We start from the raw sequence: 26,254 nt of genomic DNA, 5'->3' as shown, positions 1-26,254 counted from the left end.
CCATGACAGGAAGGAAGGCCGGTGCGGAAGGTTCTGATCGCCAACCGCGGCGAGATCGCGGTGCGGGTGGCCCGTGCGTGCAAGGACGCCGGGATCGGCAGCGTGGCGGTCTACGCCGACCAGGACCTCGACGCCCTGCACGCCAAGGTCGCCGACGAGGCGTACGCGCTGGGCGGCCAGTCGCCCGCTGAGACCTACCTCGACATCGGCAAGCTGCTCGACGTCGCCCGCCGCTCGGGCGCGGACGCCGTGCACCCCGGTTACGGCTTCCTGGCCGAGAACGCCTCGTTCGCGCAGGCCGTCATCGACGCGGGCCTGATCTGGATCGGCCCGCCGCCCGCCGCCATCGCCGCGCTCGGCGACAAGGTGCGGGCCAGGCACATCGCGCAGAAGGTCGGCGCGCCGCTGGTCGCGGGCACCAAGGACCCGGTGGCGGACGTGGCCGAGGTGGTGGCGTTCGCGGAGGAGCACGGGCTGCCGATCGCGATCAAGGCGGCGTACGGCGGCGGCGGGCGCGGCATCAAGGTGGCGCGCCGGCTGGAGGAGGTCGCCGAGCTGTACGAGTCGGCCGTGCGCGAGGCGGTCGCCGCGTTCGGGCGCGGCGAGTGCTTCGTCGAGCGCTACCTCGACCGGCCCCGCCACGTCGAGACCCAGTGCCTGGCCGACCGCGACGGCCACGTGGTCGTGGTCAGCACCCGCGACTGCTCGCTCCAGCGTCGCCACCAGAAGCTGGTGGAGGAGGCCCCGGCGCCGTTCCTCAGCGATGAGCAGGTCGAGATCCTGCGGTCCAGCTCCAAGGCCATTCTCAAGGAGGCCGGCTACGTCGGGGCCGGCACGTGCGAGTTCCTCGTCGGGCAGGACGGGACGATCTCGTTCCTGGAGGTCAACACCAGGCTGCAGGTCGAGCACCCGGTGACCGAGGAGGTCGCGGGCATCGACCTCGTCCGCGAGATGTTCAGGATCGCCGACGGCGAGCCGCTCGGCTACGACGACCCGGTGGTGCGCGGGCACTCGATCGAGTTCCGGATCAACGCCGAGGACGCCGGACGGAACTTCCTGCCCGCCCCCGGCACGCTGACCACCCTGCGCCCGCCCTCCGGGCCCGGTGTCCGGCTCGACTCCGGCTACGAGGCCGGGATGACGGTGCCGGGGACGTTCGACTCGCTGGTGGCCAAGCTCATCGTGACCGGGCGCACCCGGCAGGAGGCGCTGGAGCGCTCGCGGCGGGCACTCGCGGAGTTCGAGATCTCCGGGATGCCGACCGTGCTGCCGTTCCACCGGGCCGTCGTGTCCGACCCCGCGTTCACGTCGTCGCCGTTCTCGGTGCACACGCGGTGGATCGAGACGGAGTGGGACAACCCGATCGCGCCGTACGAAGGCGAGGTGGCCTCGGCCGAGGCCCCCGCCCGCGAGACGGTGACGGTCGAGGTCGGCGGCAAGCGGCTGGAGGTCGTCCTGCCCGCGGGCCTGGGCGGCGCCGCCCCCGCGCCCGCCGCGAACAAGGCGCCCAGGCGCGGCGGCGGCAAGGCGAAGAAGGCCGCCACCGGCGGCGACACCCTCGTCAGCCCCATGCAGGGCACCATCGTCAAGGTCGTCGCCTCCGACGGCGACGCGGTGAGCGAGGGCGACACGGTCGTCGTCCTCGAGGCGATGAAGATGGAGCAGCCGCTGACGGCGCACAAGTCGGGCACGATCACAGGGCTGACGGCGGCGGTGGGCCAGACGGTCACCGCCGGCGCCACCATCTGCGAGATCAAGGACACGTGAGCGGGGCTCGCGAAGCGTCCTTGACCCGCGCCCGACCGGAACGCAGCCGAACCGGTGACTGCGCTTCGGTCACGATGCGCACCTGCGAGTCTCCGGACAGGTAGCGTGCGCATTGAGGAACTTTGCCGACCGCCCGTTCGTCCTCAAGGGCGAAGGAGGCTTGCTGCCAATGACCCATTCGCTGCGCCGAGCAGGGGCCGCGATCGCGGCTCTGATCGCCGGACTGATCGTCGTTCTTGCGCTGTCCCCTGCCGCCAACGCGGCGGCGCCGCCGGACCCTGGAACGGTGGTCTCCAACTGGAAGAAGGACCCGCTCTACGTGGAGTCCGGCTCGTCACTGACGTCCGACCAGCAGAGTGAGATCCGTGACGCGCTTGAGGGGGCGAGCAGCAAGATCTACGCTGTGGCGCTGCCCGACGGCACCGTCGACGACTCCAGCATCGCCGGTTTCATGACCGGCCTCAACTCCGCCATGAAGGCGGCGAGCGCGCCGTCCGCGACCTACGCGGTCCTCGACGGCACGACGCTGTACGCCGCGTCCAACTCCATCCGCGGGCAGGGTGTCGCGGGCCAGCTGGCCCGGCTGTCCACCACCGCCAACTCGGGTGACCTGGCCGCCGGCATGAAGGACTTCGCCAACCGCGTGGACATGGCCGTCAAGGGCGACCGCTCCGCCCTCGACCCCGGCAGCCAGGCCAACCCCGGCGCCGGCGGCACCGCCGCGCTCGCCGTCCTCGGCGGGCTGATCGTGGTCGGCGGTGGCGGTTACTTCCTCTACTCCAGCAACAAGAAGAAGAAAAAGGCCATCCAGGACGCCAAGGACCTCGCCGCGGTCAAGCAGACCGTGGAAGAGGACGTCACCAAGCTCGGCGAGGAGATCACCGCTCTCGACACCGACGTGACGCTCGCCGGTCAGGGCGGCAGCCACATCGACGAGTGGCAGACGGCGCTCGACTCCTACGAGAAGGCCAAGACGCAACTGGCCACCGTGCAGCGAGCCGAGCAGGTCCGCGAGGTCACGCAGACCCTTGAGGACGGCCGCTACGCGCTCGCCGTGGTGAAGGCCAAGGTCAACAAGGAGCCGGTGCCCGAGCGCCGCGCCCCCTGCTTCTTCAACCCGCAGCACGGCCCGTCCGTCCGCGACATCCGCTGGGCCCCGCCCGGCGGCGCCGTACGCGACGTGCCCGCCTGCAAGATGGACGCCGAGGCCGTGGAGCGCGGCTTCGACCCGCAGATGCGCGAGGTCATGGTCGACGGCCAGCGCCGGCCCTACTACGACGCGGGCCCCGCCTACCAGCCGTACGCCTACGGCTACTACGGCGGCTTCGGCGACATCATGACCGGCATGTTCATCGGCACCATGATGGGCAGCATGCTCGGCGGCGGCTTCGGCGGCTACGGCGCCGGCTACGCCGAGGGTTACTCCGACGGCGGCGGCGGTGACTTCGGCGGCGGCGACAGCGGCGGCTGGGGCGACTTCGGCGGCGGTGGCGGCGACTTCGGTGGTGGCGACTTCGGCGGCGGCGACTGGTAATCCGGACGACACCGCGGGGCCGCACCCCGACGGACGCCGAGAGGCCCCGGACCGTGATCACGGTCCGGGGCCTCCGCTTTGTGAGCGGTCGGTCGGGTGACGAGACCGCCTGCGGCACCTGTGTCCAAGGCCGGCGCCCGTGTCCAAGGCCGCGCCCGTGTCCAAAGGCCGGGGCCCGCGTCCAAGGCGGGGTCCGCGCGTTCTGCGGAGCGGTCAGGTGAAGCGGCGGTAGCTGATGGAGCGGCCGTTGGCCACCACGGGAGCCACCGTGACGTCGGACCCCGGCTTCGGTGCGTGGATCATCTGGCCGTCGCCGATGTAGATGCCCACGTGGCTGGCGGGATGGCCGAAGAAGACGATGTCGCCAGGCTGCGGCGACGACACCGGCTTGCCGCTCGCCTGGTATCCGGCGGCCGTGGTGTCGCCGATCTTGATGCCGGCCTGGTTGAGCACGTAGTAGACGAGCCCGCTGCAGTCGAAGGCGTTCGGGCCGTTGGCGCCCCAGACGTACGGCCTGCCGATGTGCTGCCGCGCGGCCTCGACGATGCGCGCTCCCGTCCCGGTGCCCGGCGCGAACGTCAGGGGCTGCGGCACGCCACCGCCGCCCGGTCCGCCGCCCGCGCCGGTGGGGCCGGACCCGCCGCCAGGGGTGCCGCCGGGGGTGTACGCGGTCGGGGTGACGCCGTTGCCGCCGTTCCCGCCCTGGAAGGACGTCGGCGTCGTCCTGGGGACCGGCTTCCAGTCGATGGTGTTGCCGCTCGACGGCCGCCACGGCTCGTCACTCGGGCTGTCGATGGAGCGGAACGTCGGCGTCCGTTCCTTCAGCTGCTTGTTGATCTCCGTCATGGCGGTGGACAGGGCCTTGCTCGCCGTGCTTTCCAGCTCCGTGGCCTTGGGCACCGCCTCCAGGACCTTGTTCACGAGGGCCTGTTTCGCGGCGTCGCTGTCGGGGTCTTTCTGCTCCGCCTTGAACGTGAGCAGCTCGTTGCAGAGCGTGGTCACCTTGGTCTTGGCCGTCTCCAGGGCTTGGGCCGCCTGGTCGAGGGAGCCGGCGGCGCTGTCCACCGCGTCGTGCAGCGCCATGCCCGCCTTGCGGTACTTGCCCATGTATCCGACGAACGCGTCCGCGGACTGGCCCTTCCAGGCGTTGTCGACGTCGCCGACCGCCCGGTTCAGCCGGCCGGACTGTTCGCTCGCCTTGCCCGCCGCCTTGCGCCAGCGCTTGGCGATGTCGCGGATGTCCGCGGGGCTGGTGCCCTCGATGTTCTGCACGATCGGGACGAGCTGCCAGCTCATCGGTAAGGCGGCGACCTTCTCGGCCAGGCTGGCGCCCACTACGCCGCCGCCCCGTTGGCCTTGTTGGCCGCGCGGACGTTCTGTTCGACCGCACCCAGGGCCTTGGCGACGGCTTCGATCTTCTCGCGGGCGGATTCGAACTCGCCGCCCACCATCGTCTCGACCTCGTTGACCGCGGACACCAGCCCGGCGGACCCGGCGAGCTTGCCGAACATGCCCGCGCCGGCCAGCATCCCCGACAGACCGGCCGTCTCGACCTTGGTCGAGGTGTACTGGAGCTGGCCCGCCACCTCACGCGCGATCTTCGCGCAGTCTTCGAGTGCCTGGAAATGGATGTCGAGGGCTGTCATCCGACCCCTACCCCCTGAAGATCGTCGGGACATCGCCTGTGCTGACCATCTTGCCCCGAACACCCCTTCTGCCGCACCTGTCACAGAAGATAATGACCCTTACTGGTACGGGGGGATCGGAGGGAGCCGAGGTGAACGACCACGTCCGGCTCCACTGCCTGCGCCACGCCGAGTCCGAGAATGTCGTCACCGGCACCGCGGGCGCCCAGCCCGACGCCCCACTGACCGCGCGGGGCCGCACCCAGGCGACGGAGGCGGGCCTGCGGCTCGGCGATGAGGGGATCACCCACGTGTACGCCGGCACCGCCGTCCGCGCCCGCCAGACCGCCGCCATCGTCGCCCGCACCCTCGGCCTCACCTCCGGCGTCACCGTCGTGCCTGGCCTGGAGGAGGTCGGTCTGGGCCGGTTGGAGGGCTCGCGGGACCCGGCGGTGCGGGCCCGTACGGCCGAGGTGCTGCGGGCCTGGGTGGTGGACGGCGACCTGGACGAGGCGGTGGGCGACGGCGAGAGCGGCCACACCGTCACCGCCCGCGTCACCGCCGCCCTGAGGTCGCTGGTCACGGCCCATCCCGGCGGGACGATCGCCGTGGTCGGGCACGTCGCCAGCCTGACCACCGGGCTCGGGGCGCTCTGTGGGCTGGGTGGGCGGGTCTGGGGGGCGCCGCTGCCGCACGCGGTGCCGTTTCTCGTCGAGTACGGCCCAGGGCGGGCGTGGCGGTGCCGGAACTGGCCGGGAGAATGCTGACGTGATCTATCTTGCGCAAGGGGGCCGGGTGGCGATCCGGTACATCTGCCTGGCGGACTTCGACGAGCTGTCGGCGCTGCACCAGGAGAGTGCCGAGATGCTGGCCAGGTGGATGCCGGGGCCGCCGATCGTCACGTACGAGGACTTCGAGGGGTACCTGTCCAGGTTCGACGGCCCGCTGCACGAAGGCTTCCTCATCTGCCGGAGCGACACCGGCGCGATCGTCGGCCGGGTCAACGTGAACAACATCATCCGCGGCACCCACCAGAGCGCCACCATCGGCTACTCCGCCTACGCCTCCACGACCGGCCGCGGCTACCTGACCGAGGGGCTGCGGCTGCTCGTCGGGCACGCCTTCGGCGAGATGGAGCTGCATCGGCTGGAGGCCAACATCCAGCCGTCGAACACCGCCAGCCTGAGCCTGATCGAGCGGGTCGGCTTCAAGCGGGAGGGTTATTCGCCCAGGTTCCAGTTCATCGACGGGGCTTGGCGGGACCACGAGCGCTGGGCCATCACGGCGGAGATGACCACGTGAGTGAGGCGACCAGGTGCGAGGTGACCGCATGAGTGAGGTGATCCTTCGGGAGTCGGCGCGGGTGCTGGTGATCGACCGCGCCGACCGGCTGCTGCTCTACCGGGGCCGGCTGCTGCAGGCGGAGGATCCACCGTACGCCTGGTTCACGCCGGGCGGAGGCGTCGATCCCGGGGAGAGCGCACGGCGGGCCGCGGCCAGGGAGTTGCGGGAGGAGCTGGGGCACGTCGTCTCCCCCGACGCGCTCGGACCGGTGGTGGCGACCAGCGAGGGCCCGTGGACCTCCGGCGGGCGGCGGTTCTTCGCCCGCGACTCCTTCTTCGCCCTGCGTGTGGACGGGCTGGAGGTGGACACCTCGGGCATGGACGAAGAGGAGCGGGAGTCGACCGACCACTTCCGCTGGTGGAGCCTGGGCGAGCTGGCCGGCTCGGATCTCGACGGCGAGCAGGTCGTGCCGGCGGGGCTCGGTCCGCTGGTGAGCCGCATCGTCGCCGGCGACCCGCCCGCCACGCCGGTCGTCCTGCCGTGGCACCTGCTGAACGACGGCCAGACCTGACGGCATGTAGCCGGGAAGCGCCCAGTCCCCACAGCCCCCAGCCCAACGGGCCCCGGCCTCACAGCCCCAGACCGACAAGCCCCAGGCCGACGGGCCCCGGCCCGATGGTGCCTGGCCCTCACGGTGCCCGGCCGCGCGGGGCGGGAGTCAGTGGCGCATGGTCCAGACGGTGCCTCGGGTGATGGTCTCCTTGAAGGCGGCCGAGGCGGGGCCCGTCATGACGGTGTCGAGCGGGCTGTCGTCCGCCCTGGTGAACTGGGTGACGCCGTCGTGGCGGCCCAGGCTGACGTTCTGCCAGACGTACCGGAACCTGGCCGGGCGCGGATCGCGGCCGGTCAGCAGGTCGGCGACCGCCCGGCCCGTGCAGACGCCCATGGGCAGCCCCGTCTGGCAGGCCATCCTGGTCGCGTGGCCGGCGGCGGCCGCGTCGCCGATGCCGAAGACGTCCGGGTGCGACACCGACCGCAGGGTGCGGTCCACCAGCATGCGGCCGTGCTCGTCCGTGGCCAGACCGGCGGCGGCGGCCAGGCCGGGGACGCGGAAGCCGGCCGCCCACACCACGGTCCCCGCGCGCAGCTCGTCCCCGTCCGCCAGCAGCACACACTCGGGGCCGACACCGGTGACCCGCGCGTGCTCGCGTACGGAGACGCCCATGCGGGCCAGCGCCCGGTGCACGTGGTGGCGGCCTCGGGCGGACAATCCGGGCCCGACCTGGCCGGCGGACAGCAGCTCGGCGCGCAGGCCGGCGGCGGCGAACTCCGCCGCCGCCTCGATGCCGGTCAGGCCGCCGCCGACCACGGTGACCGGCCCATGCCCCGAGGCCAGGCGGGCCCGCAGCAGCGCCGCCTCGTCGCCGGTGGCCAGCGGGTACGCGTACTCGCTCGCCCCCGGCACCGCTCCCGCGTCCGAGCCGCTCCCGAGGGCGTAGACCAGGATGTCGTAGCCCACCGTGTACGGCGGCGCGTCCAGCTCGACCGTCCTGGCCACCGGATCGATCCCGACGGCCCTGGCCACCACCAGCTCGACCCCGGTCCCCGCCAGCAGCACGGCCAGCGGCAGGTCGGGCAGCCGCTGCCCGGCCGCGAGCTGGTGCAGACGTACCCGCTCGACGAACCGGTCCGCCGCGTTGACCAGCGTCACCCGTGCTCCGGCGCGGCGCAGCCGGCGGGCGGCTCGCTTGGCCGCCGCCAGCCCCGCGTAGCCCGCGCCCAGCACCACGATGCGGTCCTTCATGGTTCCTCCCCTGTCGAAGTCCCCACTTGAACCGGGCACGCGGGAGGTTCGTGACAACCCGGGCCTATGACGCGAGTCACATGAGCTGGGCGGTCGCGTAGGCGAGCTTGGCCGGGCTCAGTACCGTGCGGACCGCGGCGACCCGCCCGTCCGCGATCTCCACGGCCATGATCGCGAGCAGCCCGCCGGGCTCGCGGATGAGCACCGCCGGCTCACCGTTGACCTCCTCGAACGCGAACGTCACCTGACCGGCCTCGGGGCGTCTGCTGAGCCCGCTCAGGTAACGGGCCACCCTCGCCCGGCCGCGCACGGGCCGGCGCGCGGCCGTGCCCCCGCCGCCGTCCGCCCAGGCCACGACGTCGTCGGCGAGCATCCGTTCCAGGGTCTCGACGTCGCCGTCCACGGTCGCGGCGAAGAAGCTCCTGACGATCCGCAGATGTTGCTCGCGGTCGCCGTCGAAGCGTTTGCGCGGCTGCCCGACGTGCGCGCGGGCGCGCCGGCGCAGCTGGCGCGAGTGCGCCTCCTCGATGCCGAGGATCCCGGCGACCTCCGCGTGCCCGTACCCGAACGCCTCCCGCAGCACGAACACGGCCCGTTCCATCGGGTTGAGCCGTTCCAGCAGAACGAGCAGGCCCATGGACACCGACTCGCGCTGCTCGACCGTCTCCAGCGGGCCGAGCGCGCCGTCGCCCGTGAAGACCGGCTCGGGCAGCCAGGGCCCCGCGTAGCTCTCGCGGCGTACGCGGGCCGAGGCGAGCCGGGTGAGGCAGAGGTTCGTGACGACCCTGGCCAGCCAGGCGGCCGGCACCTCGACCGGTCCCGCGTTCCGCCAGCGCAGGTAGGTCTCCTGGACCATGTCCTCGGCCTCGGCGGCCGACCCGAGCAGCCGGTAGGCCAGCCCGAAGAGCCGCGCCCGCTGCGCCTCGAACTCCCGGACCTCGAACTCCCCCGCCTCGGCCTGACTGTCCGCCTCCATTCATCCGATGCTAGGCGGGGGTCTGCCGGGGCAGCCCTCCGGGTTCAGGGGAGTTGGCCTGGTTTGTCCACGATTCCGGTGGTGAGTTCGGCGGTCGCGTAGAACGTGCCCTTCGCGGCGACCAGAGAGCCGTGGATGAAGTCGTCCTCCAGGTTCTCCACCCGCCTGCCGAGGTACCGGAAGGTCTCGGGGTCGAGCACGGTGTACGACCGTTCGACGAGCCGGCCGTCGGCGCGGCGCTGACCGGGGTCGTAGGCCAGGCCGAGGCCCGTGCGCCCTATCGCGTCCTGAACGCCCTGGTCGATCCGGACGCCGGGGATCCTGGCCAGCGCCCGGAAGATCGCCGCGGCCAGCTCGGGCGGCACGGCGTTCTCCTGCCCCAGGTAGAGCGTGAGCACCCGGAACGCCCGCGCGTCCGGCGGCTCCTTCCCGGCCTCCTGCACGGGCTTGGTCCTCCAGTGCGCGTCGCCCTTGACGTGCGCCAGCAACTTGGCCGGATCGGTGGGCAGGGCCGCCAGCTTGGCCGCGTACTGCTTGGGCGAAAGGTCGTCGTCGTCCGGATCCGGCCCGACCGTGCGCAGGTCGAGTGGGCCGTGGTTGTGGCGGGTGGCCTGCTGCCCGCCGTCGTGGCGGGTCCAGTACTCCTGCGTGTCGCGCTCGGTGTCGCCGGGCTGCCTGACCACGGCCTGCCGGTACAGCCACTGGTCGTCCCTCGGCCTGGCGCCCGGCTCGCGCCGCTCGGCCACCGAGGCGGCCCGCAGCAGGACGACGCGCGGCTCGCCGATCGGCGTCGTCGTCACCTGTGTGGTGGCGATCCGCGGCGCGGGCGGCTGGTCGACCCGGTTGAACACCACGATCCCCGCGGCGGCGGCCGTGGCGAGCACCAGCGCGGACGGCGCCAGCCACAACCTGCGCGTCCTCCTGGGCTCACGACTGGGCTCACGGCTGGGCTCGCGACTGGGCTCGCGACTGGGCGCACGACTGGGCGCACGACGCCGATCGAGGGATCGGGCGCGCAGCGCGTCCAGGCGCTCTCCGGTCGGCTGAGGGGCGTCGGCGCGCAGCCTCTTCAGCAGCTTCAGGTCATCGTCCACGGCCGGGCTCCTCCTCCGAGACGGCGGCGCTCGGGTCGACGCCGCCCAATGCCGCCCTGGTCTTCTTCCTGGCCCGGTGCAGGCGCGAGCGCACGGTGCCGACCGGGATCCCCAGCGCGCCCGCCACCTCCTCGTAGCTGAAGTCGGCCCAGGCGACCATCAGCAGCACCTCCCGGTCCCGCGGCGACAGCGCGGCCAGCGCGCTCGCCAGCTCGCGCTGCGCGGCGCCCGCCGACACCCGTGACTCCACCCGGTCGGCGTAGCTCTCGGCGACCTCGTCCACGCCGGTCCTGGCCAGCGCCCGGTACGCCCTGACCTCGGTCCGCCGGTGCTTGCCGACGATGTTGGCGGCGATGCCGTACAGCCAGGGGCGGGCGTCGCGGTGGGCGGTGTCGTAGTGCCCGAGCCGGCTGAAGGCCGCCAGGAACGTCTCCGCCACCACGTCGTCGGCCAGCGCGTCGCCCAGCCGCCGCGTCACGTACTGGTGCAGGGCGGGGGCGTGCCGGTCGAACAACGTCGAGAAGAACCCGGGATCGCTCCTGGCACGCCTGATCACCTCCGCGTCGCTCAGCTCTGTGTCCGGCATCAAGCTCGAACTCCGTTCCTCAGGTCCTGTCACCCTTCTTCACCCGAAGCGGGCAACGGAGTTCTCGCGGGACGGGAGTCAGTCCGCGGGCAGGAGCGTACCGAGGGGGCCGAGGTCGAGGTTGAGGTCCTGCGGGGTGAGCTCGAAGCGGGCGCACAGGTCGGTCATCGCCTCCTCCAGGCGCATCAGGGTGACGCCGAGCACCTCGATCTGCTCGTCCGTCAGACTGCCCTGCTCCATGCGGCGTACGCACTGGCGCTCCACGAGCTGGCGTACCAGCTCGACCAGGGTGAGGACGAGGCGGCTCAGGTCGCGCTCGACCGTCTCAGGGTCGGCGGCGACCCGCCAGCGGGGCGTCTCCATGGCCGGTCACCAGCTCCCTTCGAGCTCGTCCACGGACGCGATCAGGGCACGCAGCGAGATGCGGACGAGGTCGATGTCGGCGATGGACAGCACCAGATCGCCGGTCACCACGACGCCGCCGGCCAGCAGCCGGTCCAGCAGGTCCACGAGGGCCACCCGCTCCGGCGGCAGCCGCTCCTCCGCCACCACGTCCCGTCTCACGCCGCCACTCCGCACGTCAGCATCATGACCGCCGCCACCCTGACCGCCCGTCTCACGTCGCCACCACGTCCGGTCTCACGTCCACGCCCCGGCCCGGCTCACGTCGCCTCCATGACCGTGAACGAGTACGGCGCCCACGGGCCGGTCAGCCTGATCTCCACGCCGTCCCCGCCGAAGGTGCCGGCCAGCTCGGCGAACTCGGCGTCGCGCTCCTCGTCCACCAGGTACGCGCCGTTCAGCAGCATCGGGTCGTCCCGGCCCGACAGGCGCGGGTCCTGGGCGCGGTGGCGCAGCCCGGCGGCGGCGACGGCGGCCAGCGCCCGGTGGATGTGGTCGGCCCGCTGGAGCGCCTGCCTGCGGGCCTGCTCCCGCCCGCGCAGGCTGGTCCGGCGGCGCTGCAGGTACGCGGTGCCGGGCCGCCCTGCGTGCGCCTCGGCGCTCTGCTGCGGGTGCTCCTGCTCGGCGGACTGGACGGCGTACGCCTTGACGCCCCACTCCCTACGGCCGGTGACGTGCTCAAGCAGGCGTAGGAAGTCGTTCTCCCGCCGCTCCAGCAGGTCGGCGACCTGGGCGTCGTCCGCGTACACGGTGACGAGCCGGACCGGCGCGGTCGTCGTGAGCGCCGCCACCGAGTCGACCACGCGATGATGGGCGCGGGCGGTCTCGGCCAGCCAGTCCATGTCCTCCAGCGACCGGCGCAGCGGCTCCTCCCCGAACCGCTCCAGCGGCACCGTGCTCACGTAGGCCACCAGGCCGGCGTGGGTGATCGTGCGCACGGGGGCGCCCGCGACGCCGTCCGGTGCGGGCAGCGGGTCGCGGGCCACCGCGTACAGGTAGGTCCCCTCGCCCTCGCCGGAACCCAAGCCCTCGTCCGTCCCCTCGCCCTCGTCAGTCATCGAGCTCCCCCGGCCGTTCGAGCGCGGCCACGCGGCGGCGCAGCCGGCGGTTCTCCTCCACGAGCTGGCGGTCCCGCCCCGACAGGAACGGGTCGTGCTTCCACCAGTCGATGCCCAGCTCCTTGGCGGTGTCCACCGAGGCGATCAGCAGCCGCAGCTTGATCGTGAGCAGCTCGATGTCGAGCAGGTTCACCCGGATGTCCCCGGCGATCACCACGCCCCGATCGAGCACCCGTTCCAGGATGTCGCCGAGGTTGGCGGGCTCACGGCCGCCCGCCCCCATCGCGCCGTACGCGGGCCGGGCCACAGGGCCGGACGACGATGCTCTGTCCATGTCAGTACGCCTCGCTGTACTCGGCGTTGGCCCGCTTGTATCTCCGGATCCTGCGATAGGACAACAGGCTGCCCTCCTTGTCGATCTGCACCTGGTAGAGGGCGAGGATGTCGCCCGAGGAGGGGATCCTGCGGTCCTCGACCACCTCGACCTCGACCACCCAGCCGCCGTCGGACGGCGCGACCGAGGTGACGCCCTCGACGCCTTTCGTGGTCAGCTCGGCGATGTGGCGCAGACCGACGCCACCGGCCGTCACGGCGGTCAGCTCACCCCCGGCCCGCTCAGGTGCCGGTTCCGGTTTCGCTGCCGGCGATCGTTCGGACGGCTGCTCGGATCGCTGCTCCCGTGGCCGCTCGGACGCCTCGTCGCGGGACCGGGACGGGGCGTCCGTACGGAACCGGCGGCGTACGCGCGGCTGCTCCGCGGCGGGACGCCTGATCGTCATCGCTTCACCTCCGGGTCGCCATTCGCAGCACCTGCTCGACGGCCCGGCGCTCCTCCTCCTCGGAGATCTCGCCGGCGGCGCGCATCGCCTCGATCTCCTCCAGCTTCCTTCGCACGGTCGCGGGGTTGCGCGTCTCGCGTTCGACCTGCTCCTGGATCATCTCCGCGAGCCGGATCAGCCCCCGGACCGGCAGCGTCAGCGGCCAGGTGAAGATGCCGCTTATCAGGCCCATCGGTCATGCCCTTCACGCCTGCGCGACGACGAAGTCGTACGGCGCCATCGGGCCGAGCAGCCGCAGGGTGACCCGGCCCTCCCAGCGCTGGCCGAAGTCCCGCAGCGCCCGCTCCAGCCGTTCCTGCTCGTCGGTCCTGCTCAGCAGGGCCAGATGCACGGCGTCCTGCTCGTGCGACGGGTCGCGCATGACGGCCTGGGTGAACAGGCCGGTCAGGGCGTCGGCGAGCAGGTTGGTGTCCATCTCGCGCTTGGCCTCGATCGAGGCGTTGATGATCTCGCCGAGCCTGATCCGCTCGTTCCTGGTCGCGTCCTCCGGCTTGCCGCGGATGGCCTCGCGCAGCGCCTGCGCCTCCGGGCTCTCGGCGAGGATCTCGGTCAGCACGGCGACCTCGTCGTAGCGGCCCTTGACGACGTACTCGGCGTGCCCCTCGACCTCGTTCAACGCGGAGAGGAAGTCGTCGTGGTGCGGCCCGAGCAGCTCCTCCTCGACGGCCTCGGCGCTGGCCAGGACGGCGCCGAAGCGGAACGGGAGCACGGGGCCCTTGGCGGCCAGCGCGTCGAGCAGCCCTTCGTGGGCGTAGAAGTCGTCGGGCCGGCCGAGCGGCTCGGTCACGTCGACGTCGCTGACCAGGGCCGCGATCTCGCCGTGCTCGATCAGCCTGACCTCGCCCGCGGGGTCGCCGAGTCCGCGCTGGTCGGAGGGCAGTTTCGTGTTCGCGCGGACGACGCCGTACACGTACGAGCCGAGAGTCGGGCTCTGGGTGGCGGCCTGGTCGGGCGCGGAGGCTCCGGAGACCTTCGTCGGACGTCCCATGGCGCTCAGCCTTCCTCTCGCTTGGGCCGGAACTTCCTCTTCGGCGGGCCCTGGTGCGCGCGGTCCACCTCGACCTCGGTCTCGGACTCCGCCGCCTCGGCCGCGGGATCGCGCTGCTCGCCGGTGAGCTCGCCGGCGTTCTCCACGACGCCCTGGATCATCTCCTTGGCCTCGTCCTTGGCCGGCACGCCCTTGGCGCCCGCGATGACGTCGGGCAGGCCCTTCTCGCTCTTGGTCAGGTCGAGCCGGTTCGCGGCCTCGGCGAAGCGCAGGTAGGTGTCGACGCTGGCCACGACGATGCGGGCGTCGATGGTCAGGATCTCGATGCCGACGAGCGACACCCTGACGTAGGCGTCGATCACGAGACCCTTGTCGAGGATCGTGTCGATCACGTCGGCGAGGCCCGACGGCCCGCCGCCGCCCCCCGCGCCGGCTGACGCCGGTTGCACAGACGTACTCATATGGTTTCCCCCTCGCCACCGCCAGCCTGCCCGCGAAATACGACAGGGAATCACAAACCAGGCAGATTTGACGTACGCCTCGTGTACGGACGAGTACCTTCCGTACTTTTGAGACGAGGGGGTGTTTGCCGCAGAAACCTCAGGTGCTGGCGCGTACGGCGAGCAGCGGCGTCAGGAGCGTCGACTCGGGGACCGCACGCCCCTCCAGCTTGTCCATGACCAGGCGGACCGCCTCCCTGCCCACCTCCTCCGCCGGGATCAGCACCGACGTGAGCGGCGGCCCGGCCCGCTCGGCGACGTCGTCGGGGCAGATCGCCACCACGGCCACGTCGTGCGGCACCCGCCGGTCGAGCTGGCGCAGCGCCGCCAGCACGTGGCTGACCGCCGCCTCGTTGTGCACGACCAGCCCGGACAGGCCGGGACGGTCGAGGAGCAGGTCGCGGACGGTCTCGTACACCTCGTCGAACGTCTCCTCGCAGGGCAGCGTCACGCCCTTGAGCCCGTGGGCGTGCAGCGCTCGCGCGAAGCCCTCGCGCGTGCGGGTGGCGAAGCCGGTGCCCCGGTCGTAGACCACCGACGGCGCCCCGAGCAGCGCGATCTCCTCGTGCCCGCGCTCGGCCAGGTGTTCCACGCAGCGCGCCCCCGCCGCGGCGAAGTCGAGGTCCACGCAGGTGAGCCCGGCGGGCTCGGCAGGGAAGCCGATGAGCACGCTCGGCTCGGCCAGCTCGCGCAGCAGCGGCACCCGGCGGTCGTCCAGCTCCACGTCCATGAGCACCAGCGCGTCCACCAGCGCGCTGGCCGCCACCCGCCGGATGCCCTCCGGGCCCTCGTCGGCGGTCAGCAGCAGCACGTCGTGGTCGAACCGGCGCGCGGCCGTCACGACGGCGCTGGCGAACCGCATCAATACGGGCACGTGCATGCCCGCGCGCAGCGGCAGCACCAGCGCGATCACGTTGGAGCGCTTGCTGGCCAGCGCGCGGGCGCCGGCGTTGGGGTGGTAGCCGAGCGCGCTGATGCTGTCGAGCACCCGCCGCCTGGTGTCGGCCGAGATCGTCCGCTTGCCGCTGAGCACGTACGAGACCGTGCTGACGGCCACCCCCGCGTGCTTGGCGACCTGCGCGATCGTCACCGTGCGGCCGCTCAAGCCCCGGCTCCGAAGTCGATCCCGGCCAGCGTCACGCCCTCGTTCTCGAAGACCACGTAGAGATCCTGCACTCCGCCGGCGTCTTCGAGCCAGGTCTCGACGGAGTGGTAGCCGTATCGGGAGGTTCTGGGCACCGGGAACGTGGCCAGCGTCGGCCCGTAGAGGGGGTCGCCGCGGCGCAGGGTGATCACGCCGCCCTCGGTGCTGCCCGCCCGCGCCACGCAGCGCGTCCTGCCGGTCAGGTCCACCTGCCGGAACAGGATCCAGGCGCCCTCCGCGTCGGAGCTCACGGCGTCGCCGTCCACCCTGGTCTCGTCCACGAAGGTGATCGCGTCGTACTCGTCGTGGCAGGACGCCCGCAGCGGCCCCCGCTGCGGCGGGACGGTCTCGCCCTCGACCTCGAAGCGGGCGCTCAGACGCAGGTCGGTGGCGCTGCGGCCGACCATGAGCTGATGCGGCGCGCTCTCGACGACGAACCTGCTCCTGGTGACGTCCCAGAAGGCCAGCTCGGCGACGGGCAGCCGGAGCGTCACCGTACGACTCTCGCCCGGCTCCAGGCGCACCTTCTCGAACCCGCGCAGGCGGCGCAGCGGCTGCTTGACCCGGGAGCGCTGCTGGTGGGTGTAGAACTGCACGACCTCGACGCCGGGGCGCGTGCCCGTGTTCGTCACCGTGGCCTCGGCCTCCAGCACGCCGTCCGCCAGGCGGACGCGCAGGCCCGCGTAGTCGAAGGTGGTGTAGCTCAGGCCGTGGCCGAAGGGGTGCAGGGGGACGCCGCGGAAGTACTGGTAGGTGGCGTCGGAGGCGATGATGTCGTAGTCGAGCAGGTCGGGCAGCTCCCGCTCCGAGCGGTACCAGGTCTGGGTCAGGCGGCCCTCCGGGTCGGCGTCGCCGAACAGCACCTCGGCCAGGGCGTGGCCGTACTCCTGGCCGCCGTGCGCCGACCACAGCACGGCGGGCAGGTCGCGGGCGGTCCAGGTGAGCGGGTAGCCGCTGGTGAGGACCAGCACCGTACGCGGGTTCGCCGCGCGCACGGCCCGCACCACGGCGTCCTGGGCGGGCGCCAGGGCCAGCGTCATGCGGTCCTCGGTCTCGCGCCCGTTGACCAGCGGATGATCGCCGGCGACCACGATCGCCACGTCCGCGGCGCCGGCCAGCCTGGCGGCCTCTTCCGTGCCGCTCCTGACCACGTCCATGGCCAGCCAGACGGCCTGGTCGGCGTCGTCCACCAGGCACAGCACGCCGTCGTCGGCGGCGCCGACGTAGCAGCCGGTCGAGATGTGGCGTAGGGCGAGCGTGCCGCGCGGGCGCTCCTCCATCCGGAACGTCTGGCGCACCTCCCATCCGTTCGGGCCCGGCTGGTCGTTGACCAGCGTCACGCCGTCCACGGAGACGAACCTGCCGGTGGTGACCGAGCGCAGCGCGTACGCGCCGCCGCCCCAGTCGAACAGGTCGAACAGCCCGGCCCGCGCGCCCACGCCGAGCGGCCCGCCGGCCGGGTCGGCCGCGACGGGGCCGGACTCGGCGGTGAGCGTCACCCGGTCCACGGCCTCGCAGAACACCGTCTCGCACCGCTCGGCCAGCCCGGCGCGGGCGGTGACGGCGTAGGGCAGGGTGCCGCTGTACCAGTCCTCCATGAGCGCGTCGCCGAGCTGGCCGATCACGGCGACCCTGGTCACGTCGCGCAGCGGCAGCAGCCCGTCGTTCGCCAGCAGCACGAACGAGCGCCGCGCCGCCTCCCTGGCCAGCGCCTGGTGCTCGGGGCAGTTGACCACGTTGTCGTTGACGTCGTCGTACGGCGTCGCCGGGTCGAACTCGCCCAGCCGGAACCGGATCGACAGCGCGTGCCGGACGGCGGCCTCGACGTCCGCCTCGGCCAGCAGCCCCTGGGTCAGGGCCGCGCGCAGGTGGCCGAGCGTGGCCTCGGCGCGGTCGTCGTCCTGGGTGAAGCTGTCGATCCCGGCCTTGACCGCGTGCGCGTACGCCTCGGGCAGCGTGTCGTGGTAGCCCTGCGGCGCGGTGAGGTTGCCCGGCGCGTACGCGTCGCTGACCACCAGCAGGTCGTCCGGCGCCCAGGCCCGCAGCGCCTGCCCGATCAGCGGGCTGAGGTGCGCGGGCCGCCCGTTGACCAGGTTGTACGACGGCATCACGGCCACCGCCACGCCCTCCTCGATGGGGGCGCGGAAGGCGGGCAGCTCGTACTCGTGCAGCACCCGAGGCGGCAGGTTGCTGGAGGTCGTGCACCGGTCGGTCTCGTTGTTGTAGCCGAGGAAGTGCTTGAGCGTGGGGGCTGTCTTGAGGGTTCCGGGAGCGCTCCCAGATAGTCCGCGGGCGTAGGCGCTCGCCATGACGGAGGTCAGCCACGGATCCTCGGAGTAGCCCTCCTCGTTCCGCCCCCACCGAGGGTCGCGCAGCGGGTTGACCACGGGCGCCCACACGTTGAGCCCCGCGCCCGCGGGGTCCTTGTGGTGGAAGGCGAGCACCTCGTCCCCCGTCGCCTCCCCGACCCGGCGCACCAGGTCGCGGTCCCAGGTGGAGGCCAGGCCGACGGCCTGCGGGAACACGGTGGCGGGGCCCAGCCAGGCCAGGCCGTGCAGCGCCTCGGTGCCCGTGCGGAACGCGCCGATGCCCAGCCGCTCCACCGGCGCCTGGTACTGGTGCAGCAGGCCCACCTTCTCCTCAAGGGTCAGCCTGCGCAGCACGTCGTCGATGCGGTCGTGAAGGGGTACCGCCGGGTCACGGAAGGGGGGTTGTTGCATGATCATCCCTCTGAGAGTGTCGAAGCGCTTCGACGACCGGCCTGGGGAAGTTACGCGGGCATTTCGGTGGGTTGACTGAAGGGTGCACGCCCCCGTGACCAAGGTCAAGGGATTCGCGACAATCCTCCGGGCAATCTTCCCGAATCGACGGAGTCGAGCACCCTAGCCGCGCCCCCGAGCGCCGCCGCGTCGTGCCCCAGCGTCGAGGCCACGACCTGGCATCCGCCGGCCTCCTCGGCGACGACCCGGCCGGCCAGCTCGTCGTGCACGGCGGGCAGCAGCCACGGCGCCAGCGGCACGTAGTAGCCGCCGAGGATCACCACCTCGGGGTTGAGCAGGTTGGCCAGCAGGGACACGCCCTTGCCCAGGTCGCGGCCCACGGAGCCGAGCGATGCCAGGGTGCCGGCGTCGCCCGTGCGGGCCAGGCGCACGACCTCCTCGATCTCGACCTGGGTCTCGGCCGGCGACACGTCCTTGCGCAGCACGGCGGCGATCCCGGCCATGGCCTCCAGGCAGCCGCGCCGGCCACAGTGGCAGCGGGGGCCGTCGGGGTCGAGCTGGACGTGGCCGATCTCGCCGCTGAAGCCGCGCCCGCCCTTGCGCAGCCGCCCGTCGAGGATGACGCCCGCGCCGACGCCGATCTCGCCGGTGAGGTAGACCAGGTCGGAGGCGCCGGCATGGGCGCCGAAGCGCTGCTCGGCCAGGGCCGCGAAGTTGGCGTCGTTGTCGACCTGGATGGGGAAGCCGGGGTCGCGCAGCGCCTTGGCCAGGTCGCCGCCGAGGTCGGCGTCGCGCCAGCCGAGATTGGGCGCGATGCGTACGGTGCCCTGCACGTCGACCAGCCCGGGAACGGCCACGGCCAGGCCGAGCACCTGGCGCTCCTCCTTGGCCATGCGCCCGACCACGCGCCTGATGACCGCCCCGACGGCCGCCACGCCCTGGTTGACCGAGTCGCCGGCCGAGAACGAGCGCCGCCAGGTCAGCAGCCGCTCGCCGGCCAGGTCGACGGCCACGGCCGACACGGTGTCGACGTTGATCTCGACGCCGATGGCCGCGTAGGGCGAGCCGTCGAGGACGAGCATCGTGGCCGGCCGGCCCACGCGGTTCTCCGTCAGCCCGGTCTCGCGCACGAGCCGGCGATCGATGAGGTCCGCGACCAGGCTGGACACCGTCGCCTTGTTCAGCCCCGTGGAGGCCGCGATGTCGGCGCGCGAGCAGGGCGCGTGCTCGCGGACGAAACGCAGCACGACCGCGAGGTTGGTGGCCCGTACGTCGGCGAAGTCGGCCGGCTGAGGCCCGGTCGTAGAAGTGATCAATATCAGCCCCGTTCCCGCCAGGAGGTGACCCCAGCATGCCGCATCGCCGGCTCCCTTCACCAACCTGTGACCATCGCGCTCACTTGTGGGTGCGGTTCCAGTCTACTAATTTGTTTGGTCGGAATACCAACTAATTTAGAGCGGCCATCCCGACAGGGACAGGGGACGAGCCATGCAGAACTCAACAACCCGCCGGGGCTTTCTCGGCCTGGTCGGCGCGAGCGTCCTCGTGGCGGGCTGCGCCGAGAAGAAGCAAGTGTCGAAGGGCACCGCCGTGGCGGCCGACAAGCTCAAGAGCCTGGTGCCCACCAGGACGCCGTTCGAGATCCCCGGGCTCAAGCCGGACCTGCCGGGCAGCGAGTTCGTCCAGCCCGGCTTCCTGTCGCGCCCCGCCCAGATGGTGCAGGCCGTCACCACCAAGCCGCTCACCAGCGGCAAGGAGGTGACCGCGATGACGCCGCTGTGGGGCACGGTGCCGCCGGGCCTGGGCGACAACTCCTACTACGACACCGTCAACGAGCGGCTCGGCGGCACCGTCCGCTTCAACATCTCCGACGGCAACACCTACGGGCAGAAGCTCAGCACCGTCCTGGCCAGCGGCGACGTGCCGGAGATGGTGATGATCCCCGAGTGGGAGCTGATCAAGATCGGCCACTTCACCGAGGCCGCCAACAAGCTCTTCGCCGACCTGTCCCCCTACCTGGCCGGGGACAAGGCCAAGGAGTTCCCGCTGCTGGCCAACTACGACACCGCCGCCTGGCAGTACGGCGTCTTCGGCGGCGTGCTCCAGGGCATCCCGTGGCAGAACGACCCGTTCCCCTTCGCCACGTTCGTCCGCGAGGACATCATGCGCGAGCTCGGCCTGGAGCACCCCAAGAGCGCGGACGACCTGGTCACGCTGGGAAAGGAGATCACCGACGCCAAGAAGAAGCGGTGGGCGTACGGCGGCGGCATGGACAACGAGCTCCAGCGGGCCTTCGGCGCGCCGCGCGAGTGGCGCAAGAAGAGCGACGGCACCCTCGAGTACAAGTACGAGACCGCCGAGTGGGCCGCCAGCATCGAGTTCCTGACCAAGCTCTTCGAGGCCGGCTACATCCATCCGGACGTCGTCGCCAACAAGGACGCCGACAACAAGGCCATCTTCGGCAACGGCGAGATGGTCATCTACCGCGACGGCCTCGGCTCCTGGCACGAGAACATGGGCCGCTTCGGCGCGGACAACCCCGACTTCAAGCAGATGATCGTGGACCCGTACCCGGCGCACGCGGGCGGCAAGCCGATCATGTGGCGCAACGAGCCCGCCAGCATGTTCGTCTTCATCAAGAAGGGACTCGGCGACGCCCGCACCCGCGAACTGCTCGCCCTGTCGAACTGGGCGTCGGGCCCGTTCGGCACCCAGGAGTACGAGCTGGTCACCAACGGCGTCGAGGGCAAGCACTACACGGTCGAGGACGGCAAGGTGAAGCAGACCGCGCTCGGGCGCAAGGAGGTCGCCCCCACGTACCTGTTCCTGGCGGGCCGCCCCAACGCCAACGCGATGAGCCAGTACGAGGGCCTGGTCCAGGGCCTGTGGGACTGGTCGACCAAGGCGGCGGCGATCCTGGAGAACGACCCGTTCGTGGGCATCCGGGTGGAACGTCCGTCCAAGATGGCCGGGCTGACGGTCCCGACCGAGGACAAGATGCAGGAGATCTTCCGCGGCAAGCGGCCCGTCTCCGAGTGGCCGAAGATCGTCAAGGAGTGGCAGGACGGCGGCGGGAACGAGGCGCGCGAGTTCTACATGAAGGTCGCCCGCGACAACGGGCGGCTGTGAGCCCTCGTGACGCACACGACGACGCCGCAGAACGTCTCGCACATCACGACGCCACAGGACGTCTCGCACATCACGACGCCACAGGACGTCTCCAGGACAGCGCCGCCATGGGCACGGTGACGACCCGGCGGCCCGCCCGAAGCGGCACGCGCCCCGCTCCCCCGCCGCCCCGGCCCTCGTGGCGGGTCAAGCTGCGCAGGGACTGGCCGCTGCTGGTGATGAACCTGCCGATGCTGCTCGTGGTGCTCGCCTTCTGGTGGGTCCCCGCGCTCGGCAACGTGATCGCCTTCCAGGACTACAACCCGTACACCGGCGGCATCCTCGGCAGCCCGGTCATCGGCTTCACGAACTTCGCGCTGCTCTTCGAGGATCCGCAGTTCCTGCGCGCGATCACCAACACCCTGTCGATCACCGCATTCCAGCTCGTCTTCTACTTCCCCCTGCCGATCATGCTGGCGCTGCTGCTCAACAGCCTCGCCTCGGCGAAGCTGCGGGCGTTCGTGCAGGGCGTGGTCTACCTGCCGTTCTTCTTCTCCTGGGTGCTGGTCGTGGCCATCTTCCAGCAGATGTTCGGCGGCGCGGGCCTACTGGCGCAGATCCTGCGGGAGAACGGCCGCGAGGCCGTGGACTGGATGACCAACTCCGACACGTTCATCCTGCTGATCACCTCCCAGACCATCTGGAAGGACGCCGGCTGGGGCGCGATCATCTTCCTGGCCGCACTCAGCACCATCGACCCCAACCTGTACGAGGCCGCCGCCGTGGACGGGGCCCGCCGCTGGCGCCGCATGTGGCACATCACGCTGCCCGGCCTGCGCCCGGTGATCGTGCTGCTGCTGATCCTGCGGCTGGGCGACGCGCTGAACGTCGGCTTCGAGCAGTTCATGCTCCAGCGCAGCGCCGTGGGCAGCGAGGCGTCCGAGGTGTTCGACACGTTCGTGTACTGGTCGGGGATCCGGACCGGCGACCTCGGGTACGGGGCCGCGGCCGGGCTGTTCAAGGGCCTGGTGGGGCTACTGCTCATCGTGGCGGCCAACCGGGTGGCGCACGCGTTCGGCGAGCGAGGGGTGTATTCGAAGTCATGACCGCACTGACGAGCAGGCCCCGCACCCGCAGACCGGCCGGGCTCGCGCCCTGGGAGGAGCGGCCGTCGCCGGTCGGCCAGGTGGGCAAGGGCACGCTGCTGACCATCATCGTCGTGGCCGTGCTGGGCCCGCTCTACACGATCGTCCTGACGAGCCTGAGCTCCACCGCCACGGTGACCAGGGCGGGCGGGCTCGTGCTGGTGCCCGACGGGATCACGTTCGAGGCGTACCGGCAGATCTTCTCCGACACGGTGGTCAGCCGCGCGGTCATGGTCAGCACCGGCGTGACCGTCGCGGGGACGCTGGTCAGCGCCGGGGTGAGCGTCCTGGGGGCGTACTCGCTGTCGCGCCCCGGCTCGTTCCTGCACCGGCCGCTGCTGTTCAGCGTGCTGCTGATGTTCGTCTTCATCCCCGGCATCATCCCCGTGTACCTGATGGTGAGCGGGCTGGGGCTGAAGGACAGCTACTGGTCGCTGATCCTGCCGACGGCCGTGTCGGCGTTCAACGTGGTGGTGCTGCGCTCGTTCTTCATGGGCATCCCCGGGGAGATCCTGGACAGCGCGCGCATCGACGGCGCCGGGGAGTTCCGCATCCTGTTCCGGATCGTGCTGCCCATGTCGAAGGCGGTGACGGCCGTGGTGGCGATGTTCTACGCGGTCGGGTACTGGAACGCCTGGTTCAACGCGATGCTCTACATGGACGACACCAGGAAGTGGCCGCTCGCCCTGATCCTGCGGCAGTACGTGGTCGACTCCAACCCGCTGCCCGCGGCCACGGCCGGCGTGACGGGCGACGCCCCGCCAACCCTGGCGATCAAGATGGCCATCGTGGTGATCGCGGTCATCCCGGCCCTGATCATCTATCCGTTCGTGCAGCGCCACTTCACCAAGGGCGTGATCGTGGGCGCCGTCAAGGGCTGAACTCCGCGCCGGGCACGCGGCTCAGGAGTAGAAGTGCATCACCAGTGCCAGGCCGCCGAAGTGGACGATCGCCACGATCACCAGCAACGACACGAACACGAACTTGGCCGGGCCGTGCTCGAAGTGCTTGCCCTCCTTCAGCGGAGGCAGCTTGGCCTGGCGCTCGGCGATGCGCTCCTCGATCGACTTGCGGTGAAACACCGGTGACGTCCCTTCCGGACCGAAGGTTTGCGTCCATACTGTTTGTGGACTATTAGTTAGTACGCAAAGTAATTTACCAGATGCTCCCGGAGGTGTCGTCGCATGGAGCCTGTGACGGAGACTACAGATCTCCTCGCGCTGGACCGGCAGGTGTGCTTCGCCCTCAGCATCGCCTCGCGCAGCGTGATCGCGCTCTACCGGCCGCTCCTGCAGCCCATGGGCTTGACCCACCCGCAGTACCTGGCCATGCTCGCGCTCTGGCAGCACGAGCCGCTCTCGGTCAAGGAGCTCGGCGAGCTGCTCCAGCTCGACCCCGGCACCATGTCCCCGCTGCTCAAGCGCCTCCAGGCGCTCGGCTACGTCAACCGCGAGCGCAACAGCCACGACGAGCGCTCCCTCGTCGTGACCCTAACTCCGGCCGGCCGCGAGCTGCGGACTCGGGCCGAGCAGATCCCGCCGGCGGTCGTGGCCCGCCTCGGCATGGACCTCGACGAACTCCAGGATTTGCACACCGCACTGACCCGCCTGATCAAGGCGGCCCACACCCCCGACGACCAGTGAAGCGACGGTGTAACGCACAGGGCCGGCACGGCGAGAACCATGCCGGCCCTGCGACTGCGGGTCAGTCGAACAGCTCGTCGACACTGGTGGCGACGATCGACCTGTCGATCCAGGTATTCACAGTTTCCAGGTCCCTGCAGGCGAGGATCCGACACCGCGCTTCGGACGAGACCTGAATATTCCGTGTGTCCAGGATCATGAGGACAGCCTTGAGCTCACCCCTCACCTGGCCATATTCGACACACTCGCGGACGAAGGGGTGGACCATGGCGTCTTCGATGGTCACATTCATGCTGATCTCCTTGCCGAACTGAGCGAGGTTGAACTTGGGCCACAGTTCCTCACCGTGACCCTCACCTCGGCCGACGACAGCGTGGCGCACAGGGCCGGCACGGCGAGAACCATGCCGGTCCTGTGGCTGCGGGGGTCAGTCGAACAGTTCGTCGACGCTGGTGACGACGAGCGCCCTATTGATCCAGGTCTTCAGAGCTTCCTGGTCCGTGCAGGCGAGGATCCGACGCCGCGCTTCGAACGGGGCCTGGATGTTCCGCCCGTCCAGGATCATGAGGACAGCCTTGGCCTCACCCTTCGCCTCGCCCCTCGCTTCGCCCTTCGCCTCGCCATATTCGACACACTCGCGGATGAGCGGGTGGACCATGGCGTCTTCGACGGTCACTTCCATGCCGATCTCCTTGCCGAACTGAGCGAGGTTGAACTTGGGTAGCAGCGCGAATACGAGTTGAGCATAACTCGGCTGACCCTTCGGCCGCAGAGCCGCGGCCTCGACGAAGGTCCGGAGGACCTCGATGCCCTCCGGGGTCTCGGGGTCGCCGTACATGATGGTGGACAGAGCGGTGAGCTCAGCATCATCGCAGGCCTGTTTGATGTCGGTGACTCTAGGGATATCGCGGGGCCCCGCGACGATCGGCCGCAGCACCCAGTCCGGATGCCCCATGTCGATCGGCTCGGCGCAGTCCTTCGCGGTCTTCTCGTCCTGACAGAAGACCAGAAGCACCACCGGGCACTCCTCGATCGCCCGTAGGGTGCTCAGATAGACGGGCCAGGACCAGGTTTTCCTTCTGTCGTACTGTCGTTGGACCTCCAGCACCACCGCTCGCACCGGGTTGCCCTCTCGATCCAGGAGGACAACGGAGTCCGCCCGGTATTCGGTGGGCCGGCAGTTGGTGAAGTCGCAGGTGCCCAGCCGGGCCCGGTCGAAGGCCGGCACCGCGACGCCCACTTCGGCCAGCAGGGTTGTGACCAGGGACGGGCGGTTACGGACGAGTTCGATGAGGTACTCATGTTCTAATGTCGGCGACATGCCGAACAGATTACCGATTGAGACTGACCGATTACTCAGAGTCGAATCTTTCTCCGCTTTGGTAGGCAGATGGCCCCTTTGCGGAGTCAGTAGAGGCGGCGCAGGTCCATCTGGAAGTTCTGGCGCCAGCTCTGCCCGCCGTCGACCGAGGTCTCGCCGATCTCGTGCCAGGCCGTGTCGGTGAAGGTCAGCGTGTAGCGGGTGGTGAAGGAGGGCGTCCGCAGGCTCCACTCGAACCGGTGGTCGCCGACGACCGGCTCGACGGTGGTGACGAAGCCGCGGGAGAACGCCTCCCAGCGATACTGCCCCGTGACGTCGTTGTAGTTGATCACGGCGAGCGCGCTGTCCACGATCGTCCCCGGGTCGGCCTTGTCGCGCCCTTGCCCCTCGACCGAGATGACCAGGTCACCCGCCTGGTAGCGGATCCACTCCGTCTGCAGGAACTCCTGGCGGGCGCCGGAGGGCAGGATCGTCCAGCCGGTCCCGGCCCAGGCGCCGACCATGAAGAAAAGCCTGCGCATGGCTTCGGCCTGGGTCAGGGGCTCTCTGGCGGGTGCGGCGGCCGCCGCGGGGGTCACGGCGATCAGCAGCAGGAGGCAGGCCAGCGGGATCAGCAGGCGTGACTTCATCAGAACGGTCTCCATTCGAACGCGTAGCGGCGAGCGGCGATGCGTAGGGCCAGTGATTCGATGCGTAATTCGTGGCGATCCGATGCG

Annotated in this window: 30 protein-coding genes; 9 read left to right on the top strand and 21 right to left on the bottom strand. The window is 71.0% G+C overall.

Annotated elements, in window-relative coordinates; all coding sequences use genetic code 11:
• Positions 1-21: 21 nt before the first annotated feature.
• Together AB0C28_RS18975 and AB0C28_RS18970 are read left to right on the top strand one after the other, a co-directional pair.
• On the top strand, positions 22-1,767 hold the full coding sequence (locus AB0C28_RS18975; protein ID WP_357847538.1) for a biotin carboxylase N-terminal domain-containing protein: 1,746 nt from the start codon (positions 22-24) through the stop codon (positions 1,765-1,767).
• Between the two features lie 169 nt (positions 1,768-1,936).
• Positions 1,937-3,301, top strand: a complete 1,365-nt coding sequence (locus tag AB0C28_RS18970) for a hypothetical protein (protein ID WP_358076014.1) — start codon at positions 1,937-1,939, stop codon at positions 3,299-3,301.
• A gap of 213 nt (positions 3,302-3,514) precedes the next feature.
• Here the strand turns inward: AB0C28_RS18970 and AB0C28_RS18965 are convergent, their stop codons facing one another.
• Together AB0C28_RS18965 and AB0C28_RS18960 are read right to left on the bottom strand one after the other, a co-directional pair.
• On the bottom strand, positions 3,515-4,636 hold the full coding sequence (locus AB0C28_RS18965; RefSeq protein ID WP_358076011.1) for an NlpC/P60 family protein: 1,122 nt from the start codon (positions 4,634-4,636) through the stop codon (positions 3,515-3,517).
• The gene (locus tag AB0C28_RS18960; RefSeq protein WP_357847547.1) at positions 4,636-4,947 is read right to left on the bottom strand and encodes a hypothetical protein; all 312 of its coding nucleotides are present in this window, start codon (positions 4,945-4,947) and stop codon (positions 4,636-4,638) included. The genes AB0C28_RS18965 and AB0C28_RS18960 overlap by 1 nt, the downstream gene beginning before the upstream one ends.
• 131 nt (positions 4,948-5,078) lie before the next feature.
• Here AB0C28_RS18960 and AB0C28_RS18955 point away from each other — a divergent pair, with 131 nt between their 5' ends.
• The 3 genes from AB0C28_RS18955 to AB0C28_RS18945 are packed head-to-tail and all read left to right on the top strand — an operon-like array spanning position 5,079 to position 6,781.
• Complete coding sequence (locus AB0C28_RS18955; RefSeq protein WP_358076008.1) at positions 5,079-5,693, top strand: histidine phosphatase family protein; 615 nt, start codon at positions 5,079-5,081, stop codon at positions 5,691-5,693.
• A gap of 1 nt (position 5,694) precedes the next feature.
• Positions 5,695-6,228, top strand: a complete 534-nt coding sequence (locus AB0C28_RS18950) for a GNAT family protein (protein ID WP_357847553.1) — start codon at positions 5,695-5,697, stop codon at positions 6,226-6,228.
• A 28-nt stretch (positions 6,229-6,256) separates the two neighbouring features.
• Positions 6,257-6,781, top strand: a complete 525-nt coding sequence (locus AB0C28_RS18945) for an NUDIX domain-containing protein (protein WP_358076005.1) — start codon at positions 6,257-6,259, stop codon at positions 6,779-6,781.
• 147 nt (positions 6,782-6,928) lie between these two features.
• Here AB0C28_RS18945 and AB0C28_RS18940 read toward each other — a convergent pair whose 3' ends face one another.
• The 15 genes from AB0C28_RS18940 to AB0C28_RS18870 form a co-directional block, all read right to left on the bottom strand.
• The gene (locus AB0C28_RS18940; protein ID WP_357847559.1) at positions 6,929-8,014 is read right to left on the bottom strand and encodes an FAD-dependent oxidoreductase; all 1,086 of its coding nucleotides are present in this window, start codon (positions 8,012-8,014) and stop codon (positions 6,929-6,931) included.
• A gap of 76 nt (positions 8,015-8,090) precedes the next feature.
• Positions 8,091-8,990 (bottom strand): RNA polymerase sigma factor SigJ, encoded by a 900-nt coding sequence (gene sigJ / locus AB0C28_RS18935; protein WP_358076002.1) that lies wholly within the window; start codon positions 8,988-8,990, stop codon positions 8,091-8,093.
• Between the two features lie 44 nt (positions 8,991-9,034).
• On the bottom strand, positions 9,035-10,084 hold the full coding sequence (locus AB0C28_RS18930; RefSeq protein ID WP_358075999.1) for a CU044_5270 family protein: 1,050 nt from the start codon (positions 10,082-10,084) through the stop codon (positions 9,035-9,037).
• Entirely contained in the window at positions 10,074-10,670 is a 597-nt protein-coding gene (locus tag AB0C28_RS18925) for an RNA polymerase sigma factor (protein WP_358075996.1), read from the bottom strand. Before AB0C28_RS18925 ends, AB0C28_RS18930 begins: the two co-directional genes overlap by 11 nt.
• Positions 10,671-10,748: 78 nt before the next feature.
• The gene (locus AB0C28_RS18920) at positions 10,749-11,033 is read right to left on the bottom strand and encodes a gas vesicle protein K (protein WP_106236451.1); all 285 of its coding nucleotides are present in this window, start codon (positions 11,031-11,033) and stop codon (positions 10,749-10,751) included.
• 6 nt (positions 11,034-11,039) lie between these two features.
• Positions 11,040-11,234: a gas vesicle protein gene (locus AB0C28_RS18915; protein ID WP_346112523.1), complete on the bottom strand. Its 195-nt coding sequence runs from the start codon at positions 11,232-11,234 to the stop codon at positions 11,040-11,042.
• Between the two features lie 98 nt (positions 11,235-11,332).
• Positions 11,333-12,130 (bottom strand): GvpL/GvpF family gas vesicle protein, encoded by a 798-nt coding sequence (locus AB0C28_RS18910; RefSeq protein ID WP_357847573.1) that lies wholly within the window; start codon positions 12,128-12,130, stop codon positions 11,333-11,335.
• Positions 12,123-12,464 (bottom strand): gas vesicle protein GvpJ, encoded by a 342-nt coding sequence (gene gvpJ / locus AB0C28_RS18905; protein WP_357847576.1) that lies wholly within the window; start codon positions 12,462-12,464, stop codon positions 12,123-12,125. Before gvpJ (AB0C28_RS18905) ends, AB0C28_RS18910 begins: the two co-directional genes overlap by 8 nt.
• Before the next feature lies 1 nt (position 12,465).
• Positions 12,466-12,909 carry a gas vesicle protein GvpO gene (gene gvpO, locus AB0C28_RS18900; RefSeq protein ID WP_358075993.1) on the bottom strand — a complete coding sequence of 148 codons (444 nt, stop codon included), beginning with the start codon at positions 12,907-12,909 and terminating at the stop codon, positions 12,466-12,468.
• Between the two features lie 4 nt (positions 12,910-12,913).
• Complete coding sequence (locus tag AB0C28_RS18895) at positions 12,914-13,141, bottom strand: gas vesicle protein GvpG (RefSeq protein WP_346112517.1); 228 nt, start codon at positions 13,139-13,141, stop codon at positions 12,914-12,916.
• Positions 13,142-13,153: 12 nt separating this feature from the next.
• On the bottom strand, positions 13,154-13,957 hold the full coding sequence (locus AB0C28_RS18890; protein ID WP_357847582.1) for a GvpL/GvpF family gas vesicle protein: 804 nt from the start codon (positions 13,955-13,957) through the stop codon (positions 13,154-13,156).
• 5 nt (positions 13,958-13,962) lie between these two features.
• Positions 13,963-14,418 carry a gas vesicle protein GvpJ gene (gene gvpJ, locus AB0C28_RS18885; RefSeq protein ID WP_358075990.1) on the bottom strand — a complete coding sequence of 152 codons (456 nt, stop codon included), beginning with the start codon at positions 14,416-14,418 and terminating at the stop codon, positions 13,963-13,965.
• Positions 14,419-14,557: 139 nt separating this feature from the next.
• Positions 14,558-15,562: a LacI family DNA-binding transcriptional regulator gene (locus AB0C28_RS18880; RefSeq protein WP_357847586.1), complete on the bottom strand. Its 1,005-nt coding sequence runs from the start codon at positions 15,560-15,562 to the stop codon at positions 14,558-14,560.
• Positions 15,559-18,327 carry a glycoside hydrolase family 3 C-terminal domain-containing protein gene (locus AB0C28_RS18875; protein ID WP_358075987.1) on the bottom strand — a complete coding sequence of 923 codons (2,769 nt, stop codon included), beginning with the start codon at positions 18,325-18,327 and terminating at the stop codon, positions 15,559-15,561. The genes AB0C28_RS18880 and AB0C28_RS18875 overlap by 4 nt, the downstream gene beginning before the upstream one ends.
• Before the next feature lie 98 nt (positions 18,328-18,425).
• Positions 18,426-19,637 carry an ROK family transcriptional regulator gene (locus AB0C28_RS18870; RefSeq protein WP_357847590.1) on the bottom strand — a complete coding sequence of 404 codons (1,212 nt, stop codon included), beginning with the start codon at positions 19,635-19,637 and terminating at the stop codon, positions 18,426-18,428.
• 172 nt (positions 19,638-19,809) lie between these two features.
• Here AB0C28_RS18870 and AB0C28_RS18865 point away from each other — a divergent pair, with 172 nt between their 5' ends.
• From AB0C28_RS18865 to AB0C28_RS18855, 3 genes are all read left to right on the top strand, one after another.
• The gene (locus AB0C28_RS18865) at positions 19,810-21,450 is read left to right on the top strand and encodes an extracellular solute-binding protein (protein WP_358075984.1); all 1,641 of its coding nucleotides are present in this window, start codon (positions 19,810-19,812) and stop codon (positions 21,448-21,450) included.
• A gap of 107 nt (positions 21,451-21,557) precedes the next feature.
• Positions 21,558-22,535, top strand: a complete 978-nt coding sequence (locus AB0C28_RS18860) for an ABC transporter permease subunit (RefSeq protein WP_357847594.1) — start codon at positions 21,558-21,560, stop codon at positions 22,533-22,535.
• Positions 22,532-23,455: a carbohydrate ABC transporter permease gene (locus AB0C28_RS18855; RefSeq protein ID WP_358075981.1), complete on the top strand. Its 924-nt coding sequence runs from the start codon at positions 22,532-22,534 to the stop codon at positions 23,453-23,455. Before AB0C28_RS18860 ends, AB0C28_RS18855 begins: the two co-directional genes overlap by 4 nt.
• Positions 23,456-23,476: 21 nt before the next feature.
• Here AB0C28_RS18855 and AB0C28_RS18850 read toward each other — a convergent pair whose 3' ends face one another.
• Positions 23,477-23,656 (bottom strand): hypothetical protein, encoded by a 180-nt coding sequence (locus AB0C28_RS18850; protein WP_346112505.1) that lies wholly within the window; start codon positions 23,654-23,656, stop codon positions 23,477-23,479.
• A 102-nt stretch (positions 23,657-23,758) separates the two neighbouring features.
• Between AB0C28_RS18850 and AB0C28_RS18845 the strand changes: the two genes are divergently transcribed.
• Positions 23,759-24,217, top strand: coding sequence for a MarR family transcriptional regulator (locus tag AB0C28_RS18845; RefSeq protein ID WP_357847598.1), 459 nt, complete (start codon positions 23,759-23,761; stop codon positions 24,215-24,217).
• A gap of 61 nt (positions 24,218-24,278) precedes the next feature.
• Here AB0C28_RS18845 and AB0C28_RS18840 read toward each other — a convergent pair whose 3' ends face one another.
• The 3 genes from AB0C28_RS18840 to AB0C28_RS18830 all read right to left on the bottom strand — a co-directional run bounded on the left by AB0C28_RS18840 (position 24,279) and on the right by AB0C28_RS18830 (position 26,167).
• Positions 24,279-24,509, bottom strand: a complete 231-nt coding sequence (locus AB0C28_RS18840) for a hypothetical protein (RefSeq protein WP_357847600.1) — start codon at positions 24,507-24,509, stop codon at positions 24,279-24,281.
• A gap of 135 nt (positions 24,510-24,644) precedes the next feature.
• Positions 24,645-25,538 (bottom strand): hypothetical protein, encoded by an 894-nt coding sequence (locus tag AB0C28_RS18835; protein WP_358075978.1) that lies wholly within the window; start codon positions 25,536-25,538, stop codon positions 24,645-24,647.
• Positions 25,539-25,624: 86 nt separating this feature from the next.
• On the bottom strand, positions 25,625-26,167 hold the full coding sequence (locus AB0C28_RS18830) for a hypothetical protein (RefSeq protein ID WP_357847604.1): 543 nt from the start codon (positions 26,165-26,167) through the stop codon (positions 25,625-25,627).
• Positions 26,168-26,254 lie beyond the last annotated feature (87 nt).

The sequence above is a fragment of the Nonomuraea sp. NPDC048892 genome (genome assembly GCF_040649735.1).
GTDB classification, from domain to species: Bacteria; Actinomycetota; Actinomycetes; order Streptosporangiales; family Streptosporangiaceae; genus Nonomuraea; species Nonomuraea maheshkhaliensis.
The sequence above is the reverse complement of the archived record's forward strand: the minus strand, read 5'-3'. Positions and strand labels throughout refer to the sequence as shown.